Here is a 16,959-nt window from a genome sequence, read left to right on the forward strand (position 1 = left end):
GCGCCCGAGGGTTAGGCGACAACAACGAACCCGTGGCGGGCGCCGAGCCGGGTGAGGGATCCCTTGCCGGGGATGCCGTCAGCGTCCTTGCCGGTGTAGCCGCCGCCGGCCGGGGATCGCTGCCAGCGGGCGTAGGCGTCGCGGGTGGTGGTGCCGTAGCTGCCGTCGCCCGCGTAGGTCTTGGCGAGGAGTCCTTCACTGACGAGTCCGGCCTCGACCAGGTTGACGCCGGACCGGTAGGTGACGTGCCCCTGCTTTGCAGGCGGGTCGGCCTTCGCAGCGGCTATGAGCTGGGACAGGTCGACGCGGGGCCGGGACGGGGTGGGCGAGGGCGTCGCAGGCTTGCCAGGCTTCGTCGCGAGTTGTTTCCGCACGTCGGCACGGAAGACATCCATGTCGAAGGACGGGTCGACCTTGCCGGGCTGTGCTTCCTTGTGCCCGGCGACGCTGCGTTCGCTCCAGCCGTGGGCGCGGCACAGGGCTGTTGCCCACAGGACGGCCTGCCGGTACTGGGTTGCCGGGTAGGCGTCCTTGCCGTTGCCGAGATTTTCGATCTCGAGGCCGTACAGCACGTCGTTGCCGTCGTAGTTGGCTTGATCGTCGTGCGGCAGTGCGGATTCGGCCCGGAGGGCGGCGATCACATCCGCGTCGACCAGGCCGGCGTGGTTGGCGCGCTTCGAGGAGATCATCCACAGGCCGTCGGTCTTGCCGAGCCAGGAGTGACAGAGCGGGCCGGGTAGGTCGGAGCGGCCGTTGTAGCAGATTTCGCGGTCGCCGTGTCCAGCGGTGTGGTGGATGAGGACGCCGTAGACGGGGCCGAAAGGCTTGCCGGTCGCGGCGTCGCGCTCGTGTGTTCGCCATCCGTCGTGCTCGTGGACCGTCAGGCCCTCAGACCGAAGCACGGACAGCAGGCGGTCGGCGGAAAGTGGCGTGGCCATGGGGCCTCCAGATATGCAAAAGGCCCCGGCCATCTGGCGGGGGCGTAGGGGTGGTTGAGGGTCAGGTATCGGCGCCGGGCGGGGGCGGCGGCTCGGGGGACGGTTCGGGCGGCGGGTCCACCAGCCCCAGATCGGCAAGCGTGTCGAGGTCCCCGGCACTCTCATCGACGCGCGGCTGGATAGGCACGGGCGCCGGCTGGTCAGGCATTCAGTGGCTCCTGGTCAGAGGCTGTAGAAGAGGCCGTTGAGACTGACCCACGGGGGCGTCACGCGGTCGCTGGCTGTCGTGGAACTGGTGCCGATGACCTTCAGATGGCCATCCGACTGGGCGTCGATCTTCAGGCTCAGGCTCGACGAGTTCGAGGCCGAGCAGGCCGCGGAGACCGTGCGGAGGGACCCCGGGCGCGCTGCCGCCGGCAGTGCCGTGTTCGTGATGATGCCGCCGTTGGCGATGTTGCCGGGACTGCCGGGATAGGTCAGGTTGAGGCCGCCCTGCAGCATCACCGTCAGTTCCCCGAAGAGGTTCACGATCCGGTACTGGGCGGTGCCGTTCGAGTTGCCGTCGTGCGAATAGCCGGACGCGAGGGGGATCGTCGTCCACGCCGAGGTGCCGGCCGCGACGACCACCCAGGCGGTGCCGTCGAAAACCGTCAGCAACTTCTCGGTGGTCAGGAATGCGGTCATCCCGGCCGCCGGGCTAGCGATGGTGGCGTTGCGAGCGGACGCCGATGAGAACCGCATCACCGACCGAGGCACCAGGCCGGCAGCGAGGTTCGCCGCCAAGACCTGCTGGTTGGGGGCATCGGTCAGGCTCGCGACCTGCACACCCTGCCCGTAGCTGTCGGTGGTAGGCATCAGGCCTCCGGATCGGGCAGCAGGACCACGTCGCAGGCGCCCGTGTAGCTGAGGGACGCCCGGATTTCCTGGTCGCCGCCGGCGTCAGCGAGCTGCTCGGCCGCATAGTCGGCGATGGCCTTCGTGACGCGATCCAGCAGCTCGGGGGTGACGCCCTGCCCGCGGCCGTCGAGCTGCAGCTCAGCCGTGTAGGCGAACATCTGCGAGTCCATTTCCAGGTCCACGACGCGCACCTGGTGCAGGACGCTTTGCGGGTAGTAGCCGGAGTCAGGGTGCGGCATGGGGCCTCCTAGGTGAGTCGGTATTGCACGCCGTCCAGGCCCGCCCATCCGGCGTTTCCTGAGTAGTCCTGGATCTGCAGAGCCCCGCTGACGTTGATGTCAAGGGCCCCGTGGACCCCATTCGCAACCTCGGTCGGGAACCGCGACTTGGACGTGGGGGTGATGGCTGCGGGGAGCGTGCACAGGGTTTGCGGGGTGGCGGCGGAAGCCGGCGCCTTCGCCAGTCCGGACAGGCTGACGGTGCCGTCGCCGTTGATGCGGTAGCTCGGCGTCCAGTACGGCGAGCCGAACGTGGTCCAGCCACCGGAGAGGGTGAGTGTCTGCCACGTGCCGGCTGTCGTGACCGGTGCGATGCGGCCGTGCGCCAGCCAGTTCCCGGAGCTGGAGATGCTGACGACGATCGTCTCCCCGGCAGTGGGGGTGACGTAGGTGGCCATGCGGCGGGCGATGATGCCGTCGCTGGTCACCACCGTGCCGTCGGTGCCGACCGTCGAGACAATGGCCTGCCGCCAGTCAGAGCCACGCACGTCAGGACTATTCGCGCCTGCCTGGAGCGCTTGCTGGCGCATGGCGTCGGCAAGGTCGGCGTGGATGGCCAGCTCGGATCCGGAGGACATCAGGCGTCCTCCTTCGCCGAGATCGTGGTGACCGGGAAATCCCCGCCCTCGTCCAGAGGCACCGAGAAGCTTTGAATCTGGTGCAGTTCCCCGGTGCCGTCCGGGTAGATCACGCGCAGTACGTCGCCTGGCTCCAATGCAGGATTCGGCAGACTGGACAGGTCGCCGCTCGCGTTGGGCGCCTTGCTGGCCCGGAGCTTGAGTGTCGCCGCGCTCGTCGCGGCATTCACCGTCGTGAGCGTGCTGGACGTGTAGAACGCCGGCCGGTGCCCGAATGGCCCGGCCCAGTAGGTGGGGCTGGTCGGATCATCGTCCGTGACGAGCGCGCTGACCGGTGCCGTGCCGGTCTCCGTGTTCTCGCCGCGAGCCAGCCAGCCGTTGCTGACGCCGTCGGAGCTCATCCCCCGCGACGCCCTGATGTAGGCGCCTCCCTCCCCCGCGGCCACCGTCCACGACGGGGCGACGGCGAGCAGGTCAGGAAGCTCCGAGACGATGAACACGCCGTCGGCGTCCGCGTAGCATTCGGCGCCAATCGCCGCCGCGCATTCCTGCACGGCAGCCCACGGGTCGCCCTCAACGTCCCAGGTGCGAGGTCCGATCGGCGCGTCCGTCGCGCGATTTACGACCGCCGCGTCTGGGATGGACCGCTGGATCAGGGCCGTGACCGCGCCCACGGCCGTCCCGCTCACACGGTACGGCGAGGTGAACTTGTCGTCGGCGACGATCGCCTCGAGGCCCTTGCCTGCCAGAGTCACCGGTCCTTCGTCGACATCGCCATCCACGGCGTCCAGGCGGAAGACGCCCAGCGGCACCAGCTCGGTGCTGCCATCGGCAAACTGGACGCCACGGGCTATTCGCAGGCGAGAGCCGTAGGTGCTGAGCTTGTCGCTGGCCGTCCGCGGGATCAGTTTGGTGTCCGTGATCGTGACAGAGCACGTGCGGCGGATCGCCTGCCCGCGGTCCACCGTGACGCTGCCGCCCGTGATTTCGATGGTCTCTACACGCCCATCCGCGCGCAGCAAGGTCACCTGGGAAACCGGCGTGTGCGATTCCGTGAGTGCTGCCAGGAAGCGGCTGCTGACCGAATACACGATCACCCCCGCTGGTCGAGGAGCAGATCCTCGCCCGTCTCATAGGCAGCCAGCACGTCAGTGCCGGTAGCGAACCCACTCAGAACGTCCTGCCAGGTGCGGCCGGCCGATCCCCCGACGCCCGTAGCGGTAGGCATGTCGGCCTGCGTGAGCGGCAGCTTCCAGGCCCGCCACAGTTCCGGGGCGTAGCTGGAGACCCGCGCCTCGTCGATCGAGCCGACATTGACGTACATGTCCGCGACGCCCATGCCCGGAGACGCCTGCCACAACAGGACATCCCCGGTGTCGAGGAGCCAGTGGAGCGCCTCCCGCTCGTCATCGTCCCGCGTCCAGATCGACAGGTCCCCCTCCAGCCCTCCGCGCCGTCCGGACAGGACGACCGCGTTGCGGCGGCACCGTACCTGGTAGGTGGACTGTTGAATGGGGCGGGACCAGTCCGGTGCCCGCTCCACCAGCACCTTCAGGTTCCGCTGGGGCTGGCCGGGATCCTTCAGCCACGCCTCGTTCGGGTCGCCCGCATCGATCGTGACGGGCCCGGCCGACCTGGTACTGCTGAGAGCCCCGGCCGCCGTGTAGATCTCGATCGAGTACGTAACAGGGACGCCGAGGGGCGCCTCGTAGTCCTCGATCACCATCACGTCGCTGGATAGCGTCGTCTTGCTGAGGAGCCCGGATGTGCCGCGCACCAGGGTGCGGGCGCCGTCCTGGCCGACGCGGTAAACCGTCAGCAGGTAGCCGACCGGCAGCTCCCGCAGCGTCAGGGTCACGGAAGCCGTGCCTGCGCTGGCGGTAGCAGCTGCCAAGGGAAGTGCCGGCCACAAAGAGACGGAGTCCATGCGCAGCACCGAGCTGGTGCTGGTCGCTGTGAGGGTCCATTCGATCGCAGCCTGAGTGGCATTCGCCGGCGCCGTGACGTCGGTGGTCAGCATCCACCATCCACTGGTCGGCACGGTCGCCGATGTGGTGGCGTCCAAGCTGATGCTGTTGTTCGCCGCGTCGTAGAACCGCACGCCTCTCGTGGCAGTCCACCCGCCGGCGGTGACCTGACTCGCCCACTCGGCCCGCCAGTTCAGGCCGGCTCCGGGCGTGAGAGGGAACCGCGCGGAGCGGAGAGTCGACGTGGTCGCTGTCGCGCTAGTGATCGTCAGGCTGTAATTGCCGTCCACACCGTAGGCGCCCCACGGCGTGGACCTCGCCACGGTGGCAGCACCGGACGTGATACTCCAGCCGCCGACGCCCTGCTCGAAGCTGTAGGCGTCATAGGTAGTGATGCTGCCCGAGCGGGCATCCGTCGCCACGGAGACCACTGTGTTGTCCAGGCGCATGACCTGGCCGGCGGTTGCCGCATCCATGCCCGCTGCGACCGCGCACGACGTCGCCCCAGCAGGGGCGACAGCTGACACACGCTGCCGGAAATATCCGGTGCTCGGGGCCGCCAGTGCCCCGCGGGTAGCCGACAGCTGGGTGCCGCTCGCGTCGTAAAACCGCAGTTCAATCCAGGAAGTGATCGAGGATGTGGGCGGCGATAGATAGGTGTAGGCCAGATACTCGACGCCGGGGGTCACCGCGGGCCGCTCGGTGCCGAGGACGCTGACGTTGCCGTTCGCGACTGCGGTGAGCGTCAGCATGTGACCGCCGACCGGGTAGGCGTCGACAGCCCATGAGATCGCCGGCACCGAGCGGCTGATGGTCACATTGGTCTCTACCGCCCAGGCGGACGTGTCCAGCTCAGACGTCTCGGCATTGGCCGTCAGCAGGTTGCCCAGCGTGAACCGGGCATAGCCGAGATAGACGTTCTCCCAGAAGTGGTTGACGTTGGCTGCTGCGGGCGTGGACGACACCAGCACCTGGGCGCGGGCTGCACCGGCCGGCGCCACCCCGGCCACGCTCACGCGATGCCACGACGCCGACGCAGCCGCCGTCGACACCGCCCACGTTACCGAGATTTCGACGCCTGCCGAGGTCAACCAGCGGATGCCGATCCGCTCGGCAACCGTGCCGGAGGCGTCCGCGAAAGTGGCGTACACCGTGCCGGGCACGACGGCATAAGAGGAGACGGTGCGGGCCTGCATCTCGCCCGCAGCCGCCGACTTGAGCACCAGGCAGCCGTCGCCGTTCCGGCCGCCTGAGCCGAGGCTGATGCTGCAGTTGAGCTTGGCCGTCCACCCGGACGTGTTCGGGTCGACGGCCTCCGTGGTGGAACTCAGCAAGTTGCCGGGGATCGCCATGGTTCACCCCCTCCGGCCGGCGCGCAGAACGCCCGCGAGCTGAGTGTTGGAACGGCGGACTTCCGCCTGCGCGATCTGGGTTGCCTCGCCCCGCACCCGGCCAAGGAACTCGCCGGAGTCCAGGTAGAGGTCGCCCTCGAAGCGGGCAGGTCCACCCGCTACCGCGCCGCCGGCCAGCGACACCAGAGCGTTGGCCTGCCGCGTGGTGAACACCGGCTCGGGCCGGCCTGTGCCGTTGTAGGCCAGGTTGAGGCCGGGCTGCAGGAGGCCGCCGGAGTCGTACCAGTTGACGCTCTGGGAGTGCCTCCAGGCGGCAGCCGGGCTGCCGTAGCTTCCCTTGATGTATTTCAGCCCCCACTTGATCTGGGTGGCCGGGTTGGTCCGCCAGTCCGCGCCCGCCGACTTCATCTTCGAGCCGGGCAAGGCCTGCGGAATGCCGTAGGCACCCGACGGGTTGGCTGCGTTCCATCTCCAACCCGATTCCTTCGTCCACAGCTTGTCGAGCGAAGGCCACTGCTTCTGAGACCAGCCGAACTCGCCCAGCATCTGCCGGGCAGTCGCCTTCGCCGACCCGCCGCCACCGCCAGAGGCGATGGCCGACGCGAGGCCGTACCAGTTGCCGTGGAAGAGCGGAGCGTTGTAGCCGCGGGCCCGCGAGCCTACGACGACGCCATCCCCGCCCCTGGACTCGACGTTGGTGCCGGCCAGGGTTCCCGCGGTGTGCCCCTTGCCGGCGTTCGTGACGCCGATCTGGAAGGGGCTCTTGAGGTGGCGCTCCCAGCCTGCCGGGGCCTTGTTTCCTTGGAATCCGAATGTGGACCAGATGCGGCCCTTGGGGTTCCGCCCCTCGATCACCTTCTGGATGGCGCCCATGAATCCGGAGCAGTCCCAGCTGGGGTTGCCGGTGCCTCCCCACTGGTACGGCTTGCCGGCCTGGGACTTCGCCCAGGTCAGGGCCTTGGCGACGTTGGCGCCGCCCATCGACTTCTCGTCCTCGCCTCGGAGGAAGGACAGGATGCCGTCGGCGACCTTGCTGGGGATGGCCCGCACGACCTTGCCCAGGCCCGTGTCGGCGCCCGGAATCCGGGAGAGCGTCCCGTTGATCGCCTTCAGTCCCAGGTTGAAAGCAGGGGCGAGGGCGCCGGCCGCGAACTTTCCGGCCGCTTTCAGGGCTCCTGTGGCCTTGTCTGCGACCCAACCACCAGCGGACTTAATGCCGCCCCAGATGTCGCCGAGGATGCCGCCATCCGCCATCAGCTGCGTGCCGGCGGCCTGGTGGAGAGCCACGGCCCGGTTCCGGTACTTGGGATCCGTGGGGATCACGTATTCCGGGTAGCGGGGGTTTCCCTCGCCGACGATGGCCGTGGGCCGTCTGACGCGCATCGGCGTCGCCTTGCCGAAGCCGTCGCCGACAGCGCCACCGGCGGCAAGGAGCTTGGGTGCGGCAGGCAGTTTGCCCAGTCCGACCCAGCCAGCGACCTTGTCCCAGAGGGCCTTGATTCCGTTGGTGTACACCCACTTGATCACGAAGTTCACCGGCTTCTTCGTGACGTTGACGACCTGATCCCAGGACTTCTTGATGGCGTTCTTCGCTGCGCCGAAGGCCTCGCCCACGAGGCTGACAGCTCGCTTGATCGCGTCGAACGGCGGCTTGATCAGGTTCTTCCAGACCCAGCCGATCCGGTCACCGATCCACCCGAAGACCGGGCGGACAATCGTCTTCCAGAGCCAGGAAAAGATGATCCCGAGGCCCTTCACCGCCAACTTGAGCGACGTAAAAATGGGGCTGACGACGTTCCGCCAAACCCAGCCGATCACGGTGCCGATGCCGTTGAATACCGGCTTGATCACGTTCTGCCACAGCCACCTGGCCACGGCGCCCACGGCCCGGACACCGGCCTTCAGTAGTTCGAACGTCGGCTTGACCGCGTTGTTCCACAGCCACTGCGCGACGAACGCGATGCCCTCAAACGCCGGCTTGATCGCGGCAGTCCAGAGCCACGAAGCAATGGCACCCAGGGCCTTTACCGCTAGCACGATCGGCGCGAACACCGCCACGACGAGCACCGCGAACAGGATCCGGGCCGCCGTCGAGATGAAACTGAACACGGGGCTGAGGACGTTCTGCCACAGCCACGTCGCAGCAGTCGCAATCGCATGGAACGCGGCAGCGAAGGCCGCGAAGATCGGCTTCAAGACGTTGTTCCACGCCCATATCGCAGCCGTCTGGATGCCAGCCCACACCGCCTGCGCAACCGACCGGAACCACCCGAACCGGTTGTAGGCGTAGATCACCGCAGCGACCAGCAGGCCGATCAGCATCGCGATCCTGACCAGCGGGTTCTGATTCAGGACGAAGTTGAAGGCAATCTGTGCCAGTGTCCACAGCTTGACGGCGACGATGATCCCGTAAATCAGCATGATCATCCACGGGGTCTTGTCCGCGATGATGCCAATAGCCTCAGCCACCGCGCCCAGAGCAGCGAGGAGCGGGCCCGAGAGCGGAGCAAGGGCCGCCCCGATATTGCCAGCAGCCATAAGGATCTTGCCGACCACGTCGGCTACCCGCGGCCCCATCTCCGCCGCGTACCTCAAAAACGCCTCGAACGCCGGGCTCCCCTTGAGGTTGGTGCCCCAACTCGCGAACTGTTTCGTGACCGACTGCAAGCGGGACGAAACACCGTCCACCTGCGGCAGGAAGGCGTCAACGACACCCGCCATTCCCTTAAACACGTTGCCGAACGAAACACCCAGCCCCGTGATGGCCGGACCAACCTCCCTCGTCAGATCCGACAGGAGGGTCTTCCACCACGGCGACTTGAAGTCACCCGACATCCTGTCCTGCAAGCGCTTGATCGCGCCCGCCGCGGCCCGGACGATCGGAGTCAACGCAGGCAATGCGCCCCTCAAGCCATTCAGGGCTCGGGTGAAAATGGGCATGACGGCAGGCTGCAGCGACTTAGACCAACTCGCGAACGCGTCCTTGAGCGACGTAAACGCAGTCATGGTCTGCCGCGCCGACGGCGACAACTTCGCCAGCGCCGCCGCGTACTTGGCCTGGGCCGCACTCGCCGTGTCCGCACCGCCAGCTGTCGACAGCTGCGCCGACTGGATCTGCCTCTGCGCCGACGTGATGCTGTCCGCCGCCGACTGCTGCGTGGCCACCAGCTGCTGCTGGGCACGCGCCACCGACCTGGCGCCATCCTCCTGCACCTTGGCCACATTGCGCTGGGCAGCAGCCACCTTGTCCTGAGCTGCAGCAATGGCCTGCTGGTTCTGGATCTGCGTCTTCGCCGCGTCCTGCTGGGCTTTCGCCAGTCCAGCCTGCTGCCCGCTCACGTTTCGTTGGGCAGCAGCAAGACGCTCCTGGGCAGACCGGACCACGTCCGAGCCCTCAACGCCGGCCTTGTCAGCCGCGGACTTCTGCGCGGTCAGATTCTTCGTCTCGGCCTGCTGCTCCTTGAGCCGCTGCACCGCCTGATCGAATCCCAGCTGCGCCCGCTGCTGCTCCAGCAGCGTCGCCTTCGACCCGACCGCCTGCGTGGCCAGCAGCCGCTGACGGGCCTCCTGCACGCCCAATGCCGCATCGCGCTCACTGAGCTGAGCATCGGTAACCCGGGTCGACAGCTCCTCCAGCTGCACCGCGGCCTCGTGCCGGGCCTGCGTCAGATCCTGCTGCGCCTGCCGTGCCGTGCGCTGCGCGTCCGCCAGCGACTGCTCGGCCTGCGTCACCCGGTCGTTCGCAGACTGGGTGCGATCCGCGGCCTGCTGATAGGCGTCGGCGAGGCCCTTTCGGGCCTGCTTGACCTGATCCGCCGCCGCCAAGTTGTTCTGCGCCGCCGTTCGGACAGCATCCGAGATGCCCTGTTCGGCCTGCGCGATCTGCCGGGCCGCGTTCCGGTGAGCCGCCGCCAGGGCCTGCTGCGCACCGGCCATCTGCAGCGCCTTCGACGCGGCCTGCGAAGCCGCCTGTCCGCCGCTCGCGGTGGCGCCCGTCGCCGCGTCCTGCGCCTGCTTCTGCGCGCCCAGAGCACCCTTGATCCCGGTGAACGCAGGAATCGCCACAGCCGCGAGGGCGCCCACGCCCGCGCCCGCCGCCAGACCGGCTGCCGCGATGGAGCCGATACCGGCAGCAAGCACCGGAATCGCCGGGAGCGCAGCCACCCTGCCCAAAGCCATAACCAGCTGAAGAACGGCCTCCATCGCACCCGACGTATCCACGTCGACCCGCGCAGTATCGCCATCCAGCGCATCCACCTGCGCCTGGATAGCGGCCAGCTCCGTGGCAGCCGCAGCCGAATCCACCCGCAGCGCTACATCCGCATTCGACGCCGACAGCTCCGTCAGCCGAGCACGGATACGGTCGATAGCCGCCGTGGCGTCAGCCGAACTGATGTCAACGCCGATCCGCAGGTCGCTGATCGCCTGCAGTTCGTGCCGCAGCCGGTAGATCTCCCGCTCCGCATCCGACGAGTTTGCGGTCAGCCGGACCTCCGGCAAGTTCCGCATCGCAGCCTGAAGCCGCGCCTGCAGCGACCGGGCGAACGCACTACCGGTCTGCTCGCCCTGCCGGGTTGCAGACGCCCGCGCCTGCGCACCGCCCTGGGCAACCCCCTGCTGCAGAGATGTGCGGATCTGCGCCGTGATCCGGCTGGCGATCTGTCGGCCGATCTGCTGCCCAATGGAGGTGCCGATGTCGCCGACTTGGGCCCGCATGGCCGGCCCGAAGGCTCGCCCTGCGGCGTTGCCGGCATCGGTCCCAGCGCGAGTGGCGGCAGGCACAAGGTCCGCACGCAAACGCTGGTAAATCCCCCGCGTATTGGGGATGACATCGACCTCGACGCTGCCGACACTGATCGCCACAGGAGGCCTCCCTCCTGCGCTACGCCGCGCCTCCGTTGATCAGCTCGAAAAGCCTCTGCGCGCCGGCGTCAGACAACGCCGACTTCTTTCGCCGCGGCGCGGCACCCGGGCGCCGCATCGGCTCCGGCCGATCCGGACGCTGGGACTTCTTCTCGGTGTTCGCGCAGATCAGCACATATTCGATCCGCGCCAGCCGGTCACAGGACGCCGCCACCAGCTGCTCCAGCTGCGACCAGCGCCCCTCCTCCGGCTTGCCCTGCTCGGCCTGCTCGTCGAGGTCTTCCTCCGGCATGGCGTTACGGAGCGCCGTCATCGTGCGGGACTCCGGCGGCAGGCCCTGAATGATGACCCGCAGCCGACGCCACGTCATCCGGCCCGTGTGCACGTCAAGGACGTCGAGCCCGCGGTCCAGCAGATCAGCTTCTACCGCTTCCGGGTGTTCCTCGAGGACCGAGACGGTCCACTGGATTTCCCCAGGGACTCACCCGCAGCCTCGGCGGCCCGCTCTGCAAAATGCCCGATGCCTTCCTGGTCCGGGTCGAGATCCTCGTAGGTCTCGTAGTCGTCCTCATGCAGGACGCGTTCCATGAAGCCGTCGACGTCCCCGCTACGCAGGGCGCGCATCGCGGACGCCCTCCAGCGAGTGGCCGGCAGCGTCCGGACATCCTTGGTGACACCGTCGTAGCCGGCGAGCGGCACGGTCACGTAGCCGTCGTCAGCAGCTTCCAGCTCCTGCGCCTCCGCAGCGCTGGTGTCGGTCTTCGTTGTGGTCATGGCGCGGGCCTCCTACGGCACGTGGTCACGGCGCGGGCACTCACAAGGGGTAGGGCGGGCGGGCCGGGCCCGCGCCACGGATGCGGCCCGCCCACCCAGCTCAGGACACCGTCTCGCTCGGCGTCAGCGGCAGCTTGTCGACGTGGTAAACCGTGTTGCCTGCCTCGTCGGGGTAGGTCGTGATGGTCCACTCGAAGCCGCTGATCTCGTCCTGCTTGTACGAGACGTCGCTGCGGTCCGAGATCTCACCCTGCGGAACGTAAAAGCCCCTGGCAGAGTCGCCGTCCATCACCAGGAACCAGAACGCACGACGGTCAGGAGCCGGACTGGCGGTCTCGGCGAACTTGGTGATGCCGCCGACGTCGGGCGTCAGGTCCGCCTCGTCCAGGCGGAACTGAAGGCCCTGCACCGCCAGTCGGGATGTCTCCCACACCGTCAGGCCGAACGTCCGCACGCTCTTGGTGATCTGGGTGCGGAACGGGCTAGTGAGGCCCCACGGCGTGAACTCCTGCGAGTCCTCATCGAAGCCATAGGTGAGGCCGTCGTCGCTGATCGCGCCGAGCGCCTTCCACGGCGAATCGGGCTGGGTCAGCGGCGAGTCGGGAGCAGCCGTACCGACCGGAGCCACCCACCCCCCGCCATTAGCTCCGACGACCGTCAGGTCCGCTGCGCGGGTGATGTTGACCATGATGTCTCCAGACATGCGAGAAGCCCGCGCGGGGCGGGAACTAAGGGTCCGGCGCGGGCCCAGCCGGTCAAGAGACCGGATGCAGATACAGGGAGTACGTGCCGCCAACGCGGCGAAGCCCGAGGTTTTCGTAGGGGCGAGAGATGGGTGCGGCCTCGGTCCGCACGCGGCCAATGACCGCGCCGCCAACCGTCGAGCCAGGCAGCCCGAGCAGCAGTCCGCGGATTGCGGCGGCCAGGTCGGCGGCGTCGCCGCGCGTGGCCGCGTACACGTCGATGTCGACCAAGGTGTGGTCAAGGCGCAGGCCGTCGTCCGTACCGCCAACCCGCTCAACCTGCACCGTCGGCAGCTCGTCGAGGAGGTTGTTGTCGAGCTCGTCGCGGATCACGATGCCGTCGCCGAGCTGCTCCTGCAGCCAGCCAATCAACAGCACCTCGACGTCCACGGAGCCCACGGCCGCCATCAGTGGCCACCCGCACGGGCGGCACGCAGCAGCACATGGTGGGCAGGCACCCTCTCGGTGCCGTACTCCACCCAACGGGCGTAGTAGGCCGTGTTGGTGACCGTGGCCGTAGCCCGGTCCCGTCGCCGCCCCCCACGAGCGGTGGACGACGCCTCGAACGACGCCTTGTATTGGCCCGGCGTCGCGTTCCACGTCCCTGTGTAGACGGGCGCGATGCTGACTGCAACCGTCTTGATGATCTCGGCGCGACGCAGCATCTCCGCCTCCACCATCGGAGACTTCAACAGCTGTCCGACCCCTTTCCGGGACATCTTGAACCGTGCCGCCATATCCTCAGCTCCTCACACACGTTGGGGGCAGACATGGACGTCAAGGGCGTACTCGGCAGCATCAGTTTCGACGGCGAATGGATCACCATCACCAAGACGCCTGTCGGGCCCAGGCCGGCACCGGTGCGGATCCGGGCCGCAGACGTCACCGGGACCCGCTACAAGGAGGGCACCAGGCTCATGCACGGCTACGTGCAGTTCGTCCTGCCCGGCAGCGTCGCCGCAGCCGAGAAGGGTGGGGTGTTGGCCGCGGGCCGGCCGCCCTACGAGGACCCGCACAGCCTGTCCGTCCCCCGCAAAAGCAACGACGCTGCAGCGAAGCTCGTCGCCGCTGTGGAGCAAGCGCGGGCTAGCCGGTGACCCGGTCCGCGGCGAACTGCATCGGACCGCGGGTGCCGGTGAACGGGGACCGTCCCCAGTCGCCTGGCTCGCCCGTGATCTCGCAGACCTCGCCGCGGATACGCACCTGATCCGTCGTCCGCCAATCCGATCCAGCCGGGGCGTAGACGGTGTAGCCGACGATGACCGTGTCCCGGGCCTGCTGCTCCGCGCCACCCACAGCCGGAGACTCCGAGCGAGGCACCACCACACAGCCAGCCACAGGCAGCTCAGCGACCGTCCCAGGGATCGGCTGCCCGCGAGGATCCCGGCCAGGAGACGGGCCGCGACGCATCCGCACCACCGTCTCCCCAAACGGGTACGGGGCCGGCATCAGGGATACTCCCAACCCGGCTCGTACTCGCCGTCCACAAGCAGTGGATCAGCATCGAGCGGCCACGACGCCCAAGGGTTGGCGTCCGCCGGCGTCGGGTCCACGGTGAATGCGCCACCGCGGCCGGCGAGGCTCTTCAACGCCGCCTTGTCGGCCTTCGTTAGGTACAGGCCACCGCTACCGCTGGGCCGCTGTACCGACATGGGGCCGATCGTCTCGTAAGACACCTGCTGCGGGTTGACGTAGGCTCTGCCCGCAGCTGACAGCACGATCGCCGTCGCCTGATCCGGCAAGGGCTTCACCACGGACTCAGCGAGCGCAACGGCTTGGAGGATCAGTAGATCCGCGCGGTCGCCCTGGATCTCGTCGAGTCCCAGGTACAGGCCGAGTTGTTCGGCGGTAGGAGTCACGAACGCCATGGCGGTACTCCTCTCAGGCCAGTGCCTCCACGGCATCGCACCAAGCCGCAAGCTCCGCAGTCGGGTCGAGTTCCGCTGAGCGCGCCTTGGCCCGCTTGCTCGCGAGCCGGTACTCGGCGGGCGTCCGCAACTTACGGATCACCGCCTCGTAGCCTGCGGTGTCGTTGCGATCGACGAAAATACCGGCCTCACCAAGGGACTCTGCGAGGCCCGGCGTAGGGTGCGCGACGACCGGGATGCCAGAGGCAAGCGCCTCAGCTCCCGCCCTTCCCCATGACTCGTAGGAGCTGGGCATCAGCAGCACGCGGGTGCGGCTGTAGACCTGCTCCCGCATGTCCTCGCCGCGGACGTGGTCGAGGACCGTCAGGTTGGGCAGGTCTGGAAGGATCTGCTCACCATAGGCGCCCCGCACCGCCAGGAACTCCTGATCCGGCATGCGCTTGGCCAGAGACTCCAGGACGTGGCCGCCCTTGGCCTCATTGCAGTTGATCAGCGTGATGGCCTTGCCCGGCTTCGTCGCGTACTCGTCGGCGAACACCGGCGGACGCACGATCAGCGACTGCTCGGGGCGAACCGACTTCGGGTACTCAGCGAAGAACAGCTCGGCCTCCGCCTCCATCCACCGGCTGTTGTACACCGCAAGCGCAGTCCCACCAGCCGCCATATGACGAAAGGTTGGCGCATGCGTGTTGTGGCACACCACGACGACCGGCTTGCCGTAACCGCGAGCGAGAGCCGACGTCGACGGCACACACTCCAGATGCGATACCAAGACATCCGCCCGGCGCACAGCCGTCGCGAAGTCCAGGCGGGCCTCCATCGGCACCACCTGTATGCCCCGGTACTCGTAGACCTCGTGGGCCCGCCCGTACCGGGACAGCCAGACGGACACGTCGTGACCGCGATCCACTAGAGGCCTCAGCATCGAGACGAGCATGTGCTCGGCCCCAGCATTGTGCTCCGGCGGCATCGCATGGACACGGGCCACGATCTTCAGCGGGGTGGCCGTCCCGCCCGGCGCGGAAGCCGGGACAGCCCGCCCCATCAGCTACCGCTCGGGGTGCCGGTGAACTTCACGAACGCGTCCGCGTCACCCATCACGAAGCCGTAATAGGCCTCCGCCAGGATCAGCACCAGGTTCTCCTGGAAGGCGCTGTGCACGCCGCCCTCCTCGTCCACGTAGGTGGCCTGGTCGCTGATCCGCACGGTGATGTCCATGCCCACGCCGTAGGCGGCCTGCGACCAGTCGCCGCCCAGTGCGCGCAGGCCGGAGTCCACAGACGTCGCCTGGCGGCGCTGCTTACCCGACACCGACCGCGAGTACGCCAGCGGCTCGCCGATCAGCGTGCCTGCCGCCGCCATGTTCGTGCCCGGCGTCTGCGTGTCCACCAGGATCGGCCGGCCCGTGGTGTCCGTCGCGAGCAGCAACTTCGGCTTCAGGCGGTGGTCCGCGACGGTGCCGGTGTAATCCCAGTCGGAGTCGATGACCTCCTCCATGCCGGTGACCAGGTCGGCCCATATGCCACCCTGCCCCTGCGACTTGGTGCCCAGCGCCACGCTGTTGCTGGTCGCGGCAAGGTACTCGGTGAACGGGCCCGCCGCGCCCTTCATGGTCTTGCCGTGGATCGTCGCGTGGTCGAAAGCCCGCGCGAATGCAGTCGGCAGATCCTTCTGCAGCTGGTCGTACAGGCCACCGGCGTTGGTCTTCGCGACCTCCATGGCGACCGGGATGAGCACGGCCAACTTCTTGGCCTGCATCTGCTTGACGTCGACGCCACCGGTCGACAGAGGCTTCTTCGCCGCCTGCCCGACCCAGTCCGCGGTCGGCACATCCATCGGGATCGGGACGCTGGTGGTGGCGTCCAGGGCCAGCGGCGCCGGCCGCGCCAGCGCCATCACCGCCGACTGCTCAACGCTCTTCTCGAAGATCGGCGCAGTGATCGTGCGGGGCAGAAGCGCGCCATCCACATTGGACAGCGTCAGAGGGGCGGTAACCGCCATGACAACCTTCTCTCAGCGGCTACTGCAGCCGCGTATTCAGCCACCCGGCGAACTCATCGCGGGGGTTGGGGGTCCTGGTCTTGTTGGCGCCGGACGCCTGAGTACGGTCCGGTGCCGGACGCCGCGGGCCCTCCGGGGGCTGGACTCGCGCCCAGTGCGGCTTGCGCTCCAACAGCGCCTGAAGGTCCGCCTCGATCGCGGCCTCGTCGATGTCACCCGACTCGTCGATGTACGAAGAGAGCTCCAGCTGACCGACTGCGTCCTCGGGGTCCGTGAACGCCTTCCGATCCCCTACTTCCGAGCCGGCCAGGGCCTGCACGCGCGCCTCGACGAGGCGGGTGCGGGTCTTGGTGATCTGCTCGTTGGCGACAGCGAGCCGGTCGTTGAGACGTTCACTCTCCGACTTTTGCGCGTCCTCGAACTCCTTGGCCTTCCGGGCAAGGGGCTCCAGTTCCTTCAGGCGCTTCCGGAGATTCGCGGCCTCGCTGTTCGCCTTCCGGATCTTCGCCTCGGCCTGCTTCCGGTCGAACGGCTTCTCCTCGACCTCGGCCTCCGCCTCCTGGGCGTCATCCGTAGTCTCGGCGCTTCCGCTCTCCTCGGTCGCCGTCTCCTCGACGGTCTCCTCGGTGCCAGCCTCGGCCTGCTGCTCAGTGCTCTCGGTCTCTTCGGGCATGACGAATCGGCCCTCCAGGGGCTGTGG

General features: G+C 68.1%; 19 protein-coding genes. 1 reads left to right on the forward strand and 18 read right to left on the reverse strand.

The features are described from left to right. Positions 1-11 precede the first annotated feature (11 nt). The 13 genes from K7396_RS02505 to K7396_RS02565 all read right to left on the reverse strand — a co-directional run bounded on the left by K7396_RS02505 (position 12) and on the right by K7396_RS02565 (position 13,127). The gene (locus K7396_RS02505) at positions 12-938 is read right to left on the reverse strand and encodes an N-acetylmuramoyl-L-alanine amidase (RefSeq protein WP_086716785.1); all 927 of its coding nucleotides are present in this window, start codon (positions 936-938) and stop codon (positions 12-14) included. A 61-nt stretch (positions 939-999) separates the two neighbouring features. After that, a complete protein-coding gene (locus K7396_RS02510; RefSeq protein ID WP_170314248.1) occupies positions 1,000-1,146 on the reverse strand; it encodes a hypothetical protein in 147 nt (48 codons plus the stop codon). A gap of 14 nt (positions 1,147-1,160) precedes the next feature. Next, positions 1,161-1,793 (reverse strand): hypothetical protein, encoded by a 633-nt coding sequence (locus tag K7396_RS02515; protein ID WP_086718656.1) that lies wholly within the window; start codon positions 1,791-1,793, stop codon positions 1,161-1,163. Then, the gene (locus K7396_RS02520; protein WP_086718657.1) at positions 1,793-2,074 is read right to left on the reverse strand and encodes a hypothetical protein; all 282 of its coding nucleotides are present in this window, start codon (positions 2,072-2,074) and stop codon (positions 1,793-1,795) included. Before K7396_RS02520 ends, K7396_RS02515 begins: the two co-directional genes overlap by 1 nt. A gap of 8 nt (positions 2,075-2,082) precedes the next feature. Further along, positions 2,083-2,691 carry a hypothetical protein gene (locus tag K7396_RS02525; RefSeq protein ID WP_086718658.1) on the reverse strand — a complete coding sequence of 203 codons (609 nt, stop codon included), beginning with the start codon at positions 2,689-2,691 and terminating at the stop codon, positions 2,083-2,085. After that, positions 2,691-3,782, reverse strand: coding sequence for a DUF5047 domain-containing protein (locus K7396_RS02530; protein ID WP_086718693.1), 1,092 nt, complete (start codon positions 3,780-3,782; stop codon positions 2,691-2,693). The genes K7396_RS02525 and K7396_RS02530 overlap by 1 nt, the downstream gene beginning before the upstream one ends. Before the next feature lie 2 nt (positions 3,783-3,784). Beyond that, entirely contained in the window at positions 3,785-6,010 is a 2,226-nt protein-coding gene (locus tag K7396_RS02535; protein ID WP_086718659.1) for a hypothetical protein, read from the reverse strand. A 3-nt stretch (positions 6,011-6,013) separates the two neighbouring features. Then, positions 6,014-10,873, reverse strand: a complete 4,860-nt coding sequence (locus K7396_RS02540) for an aggregation-promoting factor C-terminal-like domain-containing protein (protein WP_086718660.1) — start codon at positions 10,871-10,873, stop codon at positions 6,014-6,016. Positions 10,874-10,892: 19 nt separating this feature from the next. After that, the gene (locus K7396_RS02545) at positions 10,893-11,243 is read right to left on the reverse strand and encodes a hypothetical protein (RefSeq protein ID WP_167392776.1); all 351 of its coding nucleotides are present in this window, start codon (positions 11,241-11,243) and stop codon (positions 10,893-10,895) included. A 53-nt stretch (positions 11,244-11,296) separates the two neighbouring features. After that, positions 11,297-11,647, reverse strand: coding sequence for a hypothetical protein (locus K7396_RS02550; RefSeq protein WP_086718661.1), 351 nt, complete (start codon positions 11,645-11,647; stop codon positions 11,297-11,299). Between the two features lie 100 nt (positions 11,648-11,747). Beyond that, entirely contained in the window at positions 11,748-12,335 is a 588-nt protein-coding gene (locus tag K7396_RS02555; RefSeq protein ID WP_086718662.1) for a phage tail tube protein, read from the reverse strand. A 67-nt stretch (positions 12,336-12,402) separates the two neighbouring features. Beyond that, positions 12,403-12,798: a DUF3168 domain-containing protein gene (locus K7396_RS02560; protein ID WP_086718663.1), complete on the reverse strand. Its 396-nt coding sequence runs from the start codon at positions 12,796-12,798 to the stop codon at positions 12,403-12,405. After that, entirely contained in the window at positions 12,798-13,127 is a 330-nt protein-coding gene (locus tag K7396_RS02565) for an HK97 gp10 family phage protein (protein ID WP_086718664.1), read from the reverse strand. Before K7396_RS02565 ends, K7396_RS02560 begins: the two co-directional genes overlap by 1 nt. A gap of 33 nt (positions 13,128-13,160) precedes the next feature. Here K7396_RS02565 and K7396_RS02570 point away from each other — a divergent pair, with 33 nt between their 5' ends. Beyond that, on the forward strand, positions 13,161-13,487 hold the full coding sequence (locus K7396_RS02570; RefSeq protein ID WP_086718665.1) for a DUF4429 domain-containing protein: 327 nt from the start codon (positions 13,161-13,163) through the stop codon (positions 13,485-13,487). Here K7396_RS02570 and K7396_RS02575 read toward each other — a convergent pair. The 5 genes from K7396_RS02575 to K7396_RS02595 all read right to left on the reverse strand — a co-directional run bounded on the left by K7396_RS02575 (position 13,477) and on the right by K7396_RS02595 (position 16,932). Further along, positions 13,477-13,686, reverse strand: a complete 210-nt coding sequence (locus K7396_RS02575) for a hypothetical protein (RefSeq protein WP_223659580.1) — start codon at positions 13,684-13,686, stop codon at positions 13,477-13,479. The genes K7396_RS02570 and K7396_RS02575 overlap by 11 nt on opposite strands. Before the next feature lie 152 nt (positions 13,687-13,838). Beyond that, positions 13,839-14,258 carry a hypothetical protein gene (locus K7396_RS02580; RefSeq protein WP_086718667.1) on the reverse strand — a complete coding sequence of 140 codons (420 nt, stop codon included), beginning with the start codon at positions 14,256-14,258 and terminating at the stop codon, positions 13,839-13,841. Positions 14,259-14,271: 13 nt separating this feature from the next. After that, positions 14,272-15,150 (reverse strand): glycosyltransferase family 4 protein, encoded by an 879-nt coding sequence (locus K7396_RS02585; RefSeq protein WP_308686884.1) that lies wholly within the window; start codon positions 15,148-15,150, stop codon positions 14,272-14,274. Positions 15,151-15,302: 152 nt separating this feature from the next. Continuing rightward, a complete protein-coding gene (locus K7396_RS02590; protein WP_086718669.1) occupies positions 15,303-16,259 on the reverse strand; it encodes a phage major capsid protein in 957 nt (318 codons plus the stop codon). Between the two features lie 19 nt (positions 16,260-16,278). Beyond that, complete coding sequence (locus K7396_RS02595) at positions 16,279-16,932, reverse strand: hypothetical protein (RefSeq protein WP_086718670.1); 654 nt, start codon at positions 16,930-16,932, stop codon at positions 16,279-16,281. Positions 16,933-16,959: the final 27 nt, after the last annotated feature.

It is taken from the genome of Streptomyces angustmyceticus (assembly GCF_019933235.1).
In the GTDB taxonomy this organism is placed as follows: Bacteria; Actinomycetota; Actinomycetes; order Streptomycetales; family Streptomycetaceae; genus Streptomyces; species Streptomyces angustmyceticus.